At 70.0% G+C, this 6,984-nt stretch carries 6 protein-coding genes; all 6 read right to left on the reverse strand.

What is annotated here, in order from left to right:
- Positions 1-94: 94 nt before the first annotated feature.
- Positions 95-826, reverse strand: coding sequence for a class B sortase (locus DW178_RS10820; RefSeq protein WP_071128194.1), 732 nt, complete (start codon positions 824-826; stop codon positions 95-97).
- 72 nt (positions 827-898) lie between these two features.
- Positions 899-3,628, reverse strand: coding sequence for a VaFE repeat-containing surface-anchored protein (locus DW178_RS10825; protein ID WP_096227024.1), 2,730 nt, complete (start codon positions 3,626-3,628; stop codon positions 899-901).
- Between the two features lie 12 nt (positions 3,629-3,640).
- Positions 3,641-4,099 carry a DNA gyrase gene (locus DW178_RS10830; protein WP_073293310.1) on the reverse strand — a complete coding sequence of 153 codons (459 nt, stop codon included), beginning with the start codon at positions 4,097-4,099 and terminating at the stop codon, positions 3,641-3,643.
- A gap of 109 nt (positions 4,100-4,208) precedes the next feature.
- Positions 4,209-5,210 (reverse strand): VirB6/TrbL-like conjugal transfer protein, CD1112 family, encoded by a 1,002-nt coding sequence (locus tag DW178_RS10835; RefSeq protein ID WP_199669306.1) that lies wholly within the window; start codon positions 5,208-5,210, stop codon positions 4,209-4,211.
- 2 nt (positions 5,211-5,212) lie between these two features.
- Positions 5,213-5,932 carry a hypothetical protein gene (locus tag DW178_RS11465; RefSeq protein WP_194075074.1) on the reverse strand — a complete coding sequence of 240 codons (720 nt, stop codon included), beginning with the start codon at positions 5,930-5,932 and terminating at the stop codon, positions 5,213-5,215.
- Between the two features lie 9 nt (positions 5,933-5,941).
- Positions 5,942-6,984 (reverse strand): NlpC/P60 family protein (locus DW178_RS10845; RefSeq protein WP_199669307.1); only part of this gene is annotated, 1,043 nt, incomplete at its 5' end.

Below are 6,984 nucleotides of genomic sequence, written 5' to 3' on the forward strand. Positions count from 1 at the left end.
TGTGCGATTTCGATTTCCCACGGCTAGTCCCGGTCGTCGTCGCCGGCTGCGCAGCAGGCGTAGGCCGTGAGCGCGAGGAGCCCCATGAGGAGCCCTATTCCGAAGGGCGCGAATCCCATCCTTCCACCTCCTTCGCGTAGACGACGGTGCGCGAGTTGCTCGTCTGGTAGCTGCACGTCACGAAGGCCCAGGCCTGCGCGATGTCCGCCGGCTCTTCCAGGACGACCTCGCACCGGGACAATTTGTCCCCGAGGTAGGCGGCGAGCTCCGCCGCGTCGGCGAAGTCGGTCCGCTTGCCCTCCGAGCTCGCGTCGACCACGTCGGCCGCGAAGACCTTGAGCTCGATCGCCTTCTCGCGGGTGTAGATCCGGATGGTGCGGTGCCCCTCGGCGAAGTCGCGCGACGAGTACTGCGCGAGCGGCGCGAACATGGTGCCGTCGGACATGTGGTGCCCGTAGACGATGACGAGCGGGCTCTCGGCACCCTGCGCGCACCCGGCATCTATGTAGGGAGCGCCCCACGCGGATCTTTCGCCGCCGGCGTCGTGCGTGAGGTAGAAGTCGGGCGATTCGGGCCGGCCCTGGACGATCGGGTAGTCGACGGTCGTGCCCGGCACGCGCACCCAAGCGACGACGGAGGCGGGAAGGGCGTCCCAGTCGATGCCGCCTCCCGTCTCTTGAGCCTCCATTGTCGCGTCCTCTTCCGCAGTAGGCACCTCGTGCACCTCGTAAGGGTTCCTCTCGGACAGCGGCAGGACGGCGAGCGCCCCCATCGCCAGCAACGCCACGGCAATGGCGAGCGCCGTGGCGGCTTTCCCTTTGTTCATGTCCTCCCCCGTTCGCAGGGGAGGCCCCGGGCGAGCGCCCAGGGCCTCCGGTTCGGTATCGATGCGGCGCCGCTACTCTTCCGGCTCTTCGTCTGCCGCGTCCTTGCTTGCGCCGGCCGTCTTGCGCTTGCGGTACGCGAGCGCCCCGCCCGCACCCGCCGCAGCTGCCAGAGCGATGCCCGCGGCCACGGCGTAGCCGGTGCCGTCGGGGGCGTCGGCCCCGGTCTTGGCGTAGGGCTCCTCGGGGACCTCGGGCGTGCCGGGGTTGTCCACGACGACGCTCTGCTCGGCGGAGTCGATGTCCTCGTGGGCCGCCACGACGTTGCCGGCGGAGTCCAGGACCTTCTCGAAGACGACGAGCTCGTCTCCCTCGGCCAGGCCCTCGGTGTCGAACTCGAAGGTCACCTCGACGGTGCCGGAGGGTGCCTCGGGCTCGAAGGGCGTGCGCGCGGTCACCTCGTTGCCGTCCTTGTCGAGGAACGGCTCTCCGGTGCCCTTGTCCATGAGCGTGCCCACGGCGATGTAGGTCTCGCCGGGGACGAGGCCCTTGTAGGCCACCGTGTCGATGACCTTGGCCTTGCCGGCCTCGATGACCTGGTCGCCGTCGGCGGCGTCGGCCGCCTGCGTGCCCACCTCGACGGCGACGTGGACTGTCTGGCCCTCGTCGGAGAGGTCCGCGTGCGACGCCACCTCGGCCTCGTCCTTGCGTAGGCTCTCGAACGCGACCAGGTCGCGGCCGCCGAGCAGGCTCGCGTCGAAGGCGATCTCGACGTCCTGGCTGCCGGTCGAGAGCGCGGGGGCGAACTCGGCCTTGGCCTCCACGGGCACGCCCGAGGCGTCGGCCACGGGCTCGCCGGTCGCCTTGTCGACGAGGGTGGCCGAGAGCTCGTACTCCTCGCCGGCCTTCAGGCCCTCGTAGGCGACGGTGTCGACGACCTTGGCCTCGGCGTCGGCCGAGACGTCCTTGTCGCCGTCCGCCCCGTCCTTTGCCGTGGTGGAGATGCGCGGGCCCTCCTGGTCGTCGAGGCCCATCCACACGGCCTTCGCGACCGTCGAGTCGCGATCGACCCAGAAGCTCCTCGTGATGAGCTCGAGGCCCTCGTTGGCATCGCAGCGCAGCTCGGTCATGGTGTAGGCGCCGTACGGCAGGGCCGCCAGCGAGTCGTCGACCGGCGCCGAGGAGCCGTCCTCGCCGAGCGAGAACCAGATGCCGGCCTTCGGGTCCATTTCGGCGGGCTCGATCGGACCCTCATGGCCGAGCAGGGCGTCGTTGGCGTTGGTGTCCCTCGAGTGCCTGTTCCAGCTGCTCGCGGTCGACGCGTCGCCGTTGCGGTCCGTGACCAGCACGTGAGTCTCGCCGGTGGCCGCGTTCTCGATGGCGAACGGGACCATGAGGCCGGCGTTGTCGGACTCGCTCTTCTTGGAGAGCTCGAGGTCGTTGCGCACCACCTGGTCGCGGAACTCGAGCGCGGCGCCGTCCGCGGAGGCGCTCACGATCTCGCCGCCGGTGCGGACCTCGAAGGTGCGGGGCTCGCCGTCGGTCAGCAGGTAGCTCCCGTTCGTCGCCGTCTCCCGCACGTCGTAGGTCCCGTACGGCAGTGCGTCGGCCGCGGTCTGCGCGGTGTAGGCGCCGGCCTCGTCGTTCCATGCGGTGGTCAGCGTGGCCACGGCTTCGCCCGGCTCGCGCCATTCGCCGTCAACGAGGACCTTGTGCGCCGAGCGGTTCGTGACGGTGAACTCGATCCCGTCGAGGCCGGGGTGCTCGCCAGGCGCCTCCTTGTGGCCGCTGCCCGCGAGCGCCTCGGACGCCTGCAGCTCCTTGTCGGACTTGGTCACCTGCACGCCGCCGCGGAAGACCTCGTCGGTCACGGGGTCGCCCGTGAGGTCGCGCATCTCGTCGGCCTTCACGGTGAACGTGACGGAGGCGTCGCTGGCGTCGTAGCCCTCGGGCGCGCCGGACTCGACGATGCGGTAATTGCCCGCGGGGAGGGTGTCGGCGCCGGTCGCGGCGACGTGCGACCCGTCCTCGGGCGCGGTCTTTATCGTGGCGCATACCTCGCCGTCGGCGTAGTACTTGCCGCCGACCAGCACGTAGCGGCCGGTCTCGTTAACGACGGAGAAGCTCGCGCCGTCGAGCGAGGCGTCGCCCTGGGGCTCCGCGCCCGCCTCGGAGTCCGTTTTGGCGACCTTGACTCCGCCCGTGGACCAGCTGAAGCTCACGAGCGTCTGAGAGCCGCCGCCGGTCCTGACGCAGAATGCCTCGAACCCGGCGGATACCTTGCCGGCGCCCGCCTTCATCTTGGCGAAGGTCCCGCCGATCAGCTCGGATTTCGCCCAGGAGGCGAACTCGGCGCTCGTGCCGTGCGTGGCAGCCGACTCGGACCCAGAGTAGGCGTAGGCGATGAGCACATGGCTCGCCGCGGCGTACTTCGCGTCGTCCCAGCCGCCGCCGTCGTACCAGCTGCCCGGGAACATCGACGCGTCGAAGCCGGGAGAGCCGAACGAGTACCAGATCGCCGCTGTCACGTCGCCGCTCGGCACGGGGCTCGTCGAGTAGGAGCCCGGCGCGGGCGTCGGGGACGAGGGCTCGGCGCAGTAGGCGATGTTCCCGTCGGCGCTCATCCACGTGGTGGCGAAGCCGCCGTAGGGGATCTTGCCGCCGATGGACACGTCTACCGTGCTCGGCGCGGCGTAGGCGGGCGAGGCCGCCACGGAGGCGAGCAGCGCCCCCGCCGCCAGGATGAGCGCCATGGCGCATCGGAGGAGCTTTTCCTGCAGGGTGCAGTCTTTCGCTGCGTTCATCTTTCCGCCTCCCTATCTCTCGACGCTTCGCTGTGCGCGGGGCGCCTCGTGCTCGGCGGCGCGGCTCGCCTGGCGGGCGTGCTCGGCGCGCTCCGCGAGGTAGCGCGAGCGCCCTGCGTCAACGGCCTCCTTGAGCTGCGCGGGCATGACCTTCACGGTGTCCTTGACCGCGCGGCCGTCCTCGTCGAGCTCGGGCTGGCCGTCCGGGCCCATCACCGTCTTCCTCAGCCACACCTCGCGGTTCGCGAGCAGCGGTATGTCCCGGAAGTCGGCCCCCTTGAAGCGACTCTCGTTCACGAACATGGGGCTGAACTCGTAGCCTCCCACGTCCACGCCGTCGACGACGGTGCCCTTGGGAAGGGTCGCCGAGTTGAAGGTCCTGGTCTCGCCGGTCGCGCGGTCGGTGTACTCGATGCCCTCGCGCACGAAGCTCTTGTGCAGCGAGAGGTACACGTTCTTCCTCTCTTCCATGTCTTTCCTCCTTTTCGTTTTCAATCGGTCCTTGTCTTCATCCGCCGGGACGCGTGCCCCGGCGCGGTGCCCCTATCTCATGGCGACCGCCCCCTTCCTCGCTTTTCCGCTAGAAGCCGCTCACGATGTCGCGCGCCCAGGAGCCGCTCTTCACGAGGGCCAGGATGAGCAGCACGCACATGGCCAGGTACTGCAGCGCGTAGGTGAGCCCGTTCGCGACCGCGTCGGCCGGGGTGCCCGTCCCGGGGTTCGCCCCGGTGAGCCCGCCGAGCACGAGCGGGAACGATATGAGCAGCACGAGGATGATGACGCCGGCGATGCAGACCGCCCCGAAGCTCTTCAGGTAGCCAAGGCCTATCTGGCGCGTGGCGTCCATGCCGAGGAACGCCAGCGGGATCGGGGCGAACGCGGCCATGATGTAGAGCTGGAGCGCGCGGGCCCAGCAGACCACGAGGGCGACGACGTAGGCCGCCAGCACCACGACCCAGCTGATGAGGCTCACGACGAGCATGGCGATGAGCGACGGGACGTCGTCGTCGGTGGTGACGACGGACACCTCGGGCAGGTCGAGCGCGCCTCCGGCGCCGAAGAGCGCCTCGACTCGGTCGATGGCGAGCCCGCAGACCTCGTAGATCGACGCCATCAGGTCGAAGCTGTTCTGTATGAGGAACAGGAACACGGCGAAGAACACGAGGAGGAAAACGACCTCCTTGACGCCGGGAAGGCTCTGGCTGCCGTCCATGCGCTGGGAGATCTCGATGAGCTTCAGGGTGAAGACCAGGCCGAGCACCCCGCACCCGATCGGCAGGATGGCAACCTGCCATACGCCCCGGGCGACGTCGTGCATGGTCAGGTCGCTCGAGCTCGTGAGCATGTGCGCGAAGTCGGCCGAGAGGATCCCGTTCGCGCCGATCGACCCGAGCACGCCCGTCTGAGCCTTGAACATCCAGTTGCAGCAGTCGCGCAGAAGGCCGCACAGCCAATCGTTGACGTCCCCGGCTATGTCGGCGTATGCCGGCTGCGCGGGGACGAGCAGGAGCGCGCAGAGGGCGAACGCCGCCGCGGCGGAGACGGCGAACGCCCTGCGGCGCTGCGCCTTGAGCGCCCGCACGGCTACATCGCCTCCAGCGAGCCGCCGCGCGAGACCACGGTGACCACCGTCGAGGCGGGGTCGTCGAGCGTGAAGGTCGTCGACGCGACGTTCCCGGCGTAGTCGAGCCACACCTCCTTGTCCCAGGTGGCTCCCGCCGCCTGCGGGGACACCTCCGCCGCCTTCCCGGCGACGGCCTCCTCGATGGCGGCGGCATCCGCGCCCAGCGCCTCGGAGAGGCGGTCGTCGGTGCCGGTCACGGAGAACGCTCCGTCTTGCGCCTTCTGGGGCACGTAGGCCTGCGTCAGGAGGTCGCATGCCAGGGTGCGGGCGTCCCCGTCGCCCGAGACCTGGATGAGCGAGAGCCCTCCCGCCTTGTCGCCGGTTCCCTTGACCTCGATGGGCACGCTGAGCACGCCGCCGGCCTCGGAGGGCTCCTCGGCCGAGAAGAACCAGGCGCGCTCGGTGCCGCCCGCGCTCTCCACCATGGCGCCCTCGACGATCCGCAGCGTGGCCGTCGGGTCGTCGGCGCCCGTCCATGCGGTGTTCCAGAGCGCCTCGGCGCCCGAGGCGGCCTTCCCGGTCGCCGCGTCGGCGCCTGCAGCCGCGGGCTGCTCTTGCTCCTGGGGACTATCCTGCGCGCCTTCCTGCGGGGCGATGGCGCAGCGCGCCGCGCCCGCGCCGAGCGCCACGGTGAGCGCGCCTGCCGCGACGGCGGCCATGACCCTTGACTTTCCCTGCATTGGTTTCTCCTATCTCGCGGTGAGCGCGCAGCTGAAGCTGCCGATGCCGCTCGCTATGCGGCACACGTCGCCCGTTCGCGGCTCGTGTATGTACCTGTCGTCGCCGATGTAGATGGCCACGTGGCCCGAGCGGTAGAGGATGTCGCCGGGCTTCGCCTCCGAGAGCGGTATGCGCCTGAGCTCCTCGTACTGGGAACCCGTGTAGTGGCTTATGCGGATGCCCGCCTGCGCGTAGCAGTACTGCGTGAGCCCGCTGCAGTCGAGCGCCTTGCCGGGGGTCGAGCCTCCCCACACGTAGGGCACGCCGAGCTGGCTGTACGCCGCCTCGACGATCGCGTTCCCGTTCGCGGTCGAGTCCTTCAGGTCCTCGACCGTCATGGAGTCGAGCCGGTAGAGGCCCCATTGCGCCATGATCGACTTCAGGGACTCGACGTAGGACGAGTCGGTCGCCCAGCCGGCGTCCTTGAGCCCCTCGGCCATCCTGTCCGAGTCGTGCCTCTCGATCGCCTCCCGGATGAGGGCGTTGCCCGAGTAGCGCTCCGCCTGCAGGAAGACCCTGCTGCGGAAGCGGATGCACTCGGCGTCGCCGGTGAAGCGGATGAAGCTCGCCGTGATCTGGGTGTGCTCGCCGGGCACGTACTCCTCGCTGGTGGCCCAGTTCGCCTTGCCGGCCACCTCGGGGCAGCCCGCGTAGCCCGACCACCACTTCATGCCGAAGAGGTTGTGGTCGCGCTCTGCGAGCTGGCTCATGCGGTCGCCCTGGCCGGACTCCTGGATGATCTGCGCGATGGTGCAGCCCGCCGGGTGCCCGTACTCCTCCTGGCACTCGAGCGCCGCCTCGACCATCTCGTAGGTGATGTAGGGCGGCAGCCCCTCGAGGCCCTGCTTGGAGGCCGCGTCGTCCCAGAAGCCGAACAGCGCGCTCAGCAGCTGCGCGACGGCGAGCGCGCAGGCGACGAAGGCCACGATGCCGGCCACCGCCCCGAGCAGGGCGGGCGCTGCGCCCGAGACCGCGCCCGCGATCGCGGAGGCGGCGCCCTTCGACCCCGCGG

The sequence above is a fragment of the Eggerthella sp. AM16-19 genome, assembly GCF_003474385.1.
GTDB lineage: Bacteria > Actinomycetota > Coriobacteriia > Coriobacteriales > Eggerthellaceae > Senegalimassilia.